The organism is Rhizobium sp. PDO1-076, assembly GCF_000247475.1.
GTDB lineage: Bacteria > Pseudomonadota > Alphaproteobacteria > Rhizobiales > Rhizobiaceae > Allorhizobium.
The window spans coordinates 1-2,075 of record NZ_AHZC01000238.1 but is presented as its reverse complement, the minus strand read 5'-3'; the positions used below and the strand labels follow the sequence as shown (position 1 = coordinate 2,075).

The 2,075-nt window shown below is 60.4% G+C and carries 2 protein-coding genes; both read right to left on the bottom strand.

What is annotated here, in order from left to right:
• Positions 1-70: 70 nt before the first annotated feature.
• Complete coding sequence (tnpC, locus tag PDO_RS14010) at positions 71-1,663, bottom strand: IS66 family transposase (RefSeq protein ID WP_007602745.1); 1,593 nt, start codon at positions 1,661-1,663, stop codon at positions 71-73.
• Positions 1,664-1,717: 54 nt separating this feature from the next.
• The coding region (gene tnpB, locus PDO_RS14005; RefSeq protein WP_007602743.1) for an IS66 family insertion sequence element accessory protein TnpB at positions 1,718-2,075 on the bottom strand (358 nt) is incomplete at its 5' end.

The window sequence follows — 2,075 nt, the reverse complement described above, 5'->3', positions numbered from 1 at the left end:
GTAAGCGCTCATTTCCATGCGCGTTGACGCGGCCCGTTTGACGGGGTCGCTGTCAGACGGCTGCATCGGATCATGCAGCGGCGGTTTTGGCGAAGTTGAAGGGCAGCAGGTCGGTGATGTCGGCGTCTGTGGCGCGCTGCGGCAATTCGCTGAGGACGTGGCGCAAGTAGGCCAAGGGCTCGACGCCACAGGCGCGGCAGGTCAGCATCAGGCTGTATATGACGGCGCTGGCCCTGGCTCCATCCACGGTATCGCTGAACAGCCAGGATTTTCTGCCGGTGGCAAAGATTCTGATATCGCGTTCGAGGAGGTTGTTGTCGATCGGCATCCTGCCGTCTTCCGTGTATCGCGTCAGGTACTCCCACTGGTTCAGAGTGTAGGACACGGCGTCGCCGATCTTGCTATCGGGCAAGACCTTCGGCGCGACGTCGTCGAGCCATGTCTTGAGAGCATTGAGGATGGGAACGCTGTGTTGCTGGCGAAAGCGGCGAATGCAATCGGCTTGTGTTTCGCCCTTGTCCGGCTTTTCGTTCCGCGCCTGGCCTTCAACCCGGTAGAGCTGCTCGAAGAACTTGAGCGCCTGCTCCGGCGGACCGCCCCGCTTCTTTCTTGCCTTGAGGGCATCGACGAAGCGACGTCTGGAATGAGCCATGCATCCCACATGGGTGGCCCCTGCCAGCGTGCGCCATGCGGTATAGCCATCGCTCATCAGTATGCCGCGGTAATCGCCGAGGAAGGCCTGCGGATAAATCTGGCCGCGACCCGGTTGATAATCGAGCAGCACGATCGGCTCGTTACTCTCTTCGCCGCTCCGGTATGCCCACATAAATGATGTGCTGGTGGCCTCCCTGTCCTTTTCCTTCAGGACCTGGACGGTGGTCTCGTCGCCATGGATGAGTGCTTGAGACCTGAGCCGCAGCTTCAGTGCGTCATAGATGCGGGAGAGATGCTTCTCGCTCGATCCGATCACCCAATGCCCCAGAGCGCCGCGGCTGACGGGCACGCCGGCTCGCTCGAATGCCTGGCTCAAGCGGTAGAGCGGCGTGCCGTCGACGTACTTGTGAACAAGAGCAAATGCCAGTGTCGAGGCCGTGGCGATGCTGCCTGGCAAGGGCTGCGCGGGCATCGGCGCGATCACGACCGGCGTATTGATGCCGGTGCGGTCGCAATGGCGGCAGGCATACTTGAAGCGCACATTCTGCAGGACCTTCGCCTTCACCTCGATATGAACCTGCTCGGTAATGGCCTCGCCCATGTGGTGCATCCGGTGACGACAGCAAGGACAGGCCTTCTGATCTTCGGGAAGGTCATACTCGACGCGCTCGCGCGGCAGGTGTTCCGGTAGGGCCTTGCGGCCACGCTTCTTTCCCTCCGGCTTTTCGGTAGACGGAAAGCCGGTGTCCGGCAGGTCGACGACCTCGCCATCTTCACCGCCGGCGTCGTCTTCATCGGCAACCTGCTCGGCTTCATTGAAGAGGCGATCGATGTGCTTTTCGCTTTTCGGCGCAAAACGATGGAGCCGCGCCAGTGCCAGCTCTTCCTCCAGCTTGACCACGCGTTCCGTGAGCGCTTCTTTCTCGGCTTTCAGCGCGGCGATTTCGGCAGCATTGGCCGCCAACTGCGCCATCAGTTCTGCAATGCCTGGTTCGCCGGTTCGAATCATCGTAGTTTTGAATCTGAACCGTACCGCTGCGTCAACCGCAGAAGTCGAGAGCCGTCAGCCGGCGATCTGGTATTGCCGCACCGGATGGCGGACCATCGCGTCGATATCGATGCCGTCAAGTATCCAATGGAGCTGCTCGGTCGAAAGCGTCACCACCGCAGTCTCCCGGCGTGGCCATCTGAACCTGTCTTCCGTCAATCGCTTCAGGACCATCACAAAACCGGACCGATCGAAGAACAACAACTTCATCCGGTCGCGGCGGCGATTGCAAAACGCAAAGACCGCAGGCGCAAACGGGTCAAGCTCCATCACTTCCTGCACCAGGACCGCAAGACTGTTTATGCCGGCGCGAAAGTCGATCGGTTCGCGATGCAGATAGACCTTGATATCAGCGCCCAGTCTGAACATGGCT